The 491-nt window shown below is 67.8% G+C and carries 1 protein-coding gene; it reads left to right on the top strand.

What is annotated here, in order from left to right; all coding sequences use genetic code 11:
- Positions 1-16 precede the first annotated feature (16 nt).
- Positions 17-491 (top strand): hypothetical protein (locus tag O5O46_RS35135; RefSeq protein ID WP_333482458.1); only part of this gene is annotated, 475 nt, incomplete at its 3' end.

Below are 491 nucleotides of genomic sequence, written 5' to 3' on the forward strand. Positions count from 1 at the left end.
CGGTTGGCGTTATCGGGTGGCGTGGCGTTCGTTGGGTGGGGTTTCTGCGGCGTCGCGGTTGTCTGGTGAGTGGTTGGTTGTGGTGCCGGAGGCGGGGGCTTCGGCGGATGTTGTGGCGGGGCTGGCCGAGCGTGGGGCCGGTGTTCGGGAGTTGGTGTTTGACGCTGACCGTGGTGTGTTGGCGGAGCGGCTTGCCGGGGTGGGTGGGTCGCTGGTTGGTGTGGTGTCGGTGTTGCCGGGTGTGGTGTCGACGGCTGTGTTGGTGCAGGCGTTGGGTGATGCCGGTGTGGTGGCGCCGTTGTGGTGTGTGACGCGGGGTGCGGTGTCGGTTGCGGCGTCGGATCGGTTGCGTGATGTGGCTCAGGCTGGGGTGTGGGGTCTGGGTCGGGTTGTGGGGTTGGAGCATCCGGAGCGTTGGGGTGGGCTGGTTGATCTGCCGGAGACGGTGGATGGGCGGGTGTTGTCCTGGTTGGTGGGGGTGCTGGCTGGCG

The sequence above is a fragment of the Streptomyces sp. RPT161 genome (assembly GCF_027533845.1).
Classification (GTDB): Bacteria; Actinomycetota; Actinomycetes; order Streptomycetales; family Streptomycetaceae; genus Streptantibioticus_A; species Streptantibioticus_A silvisoli_A.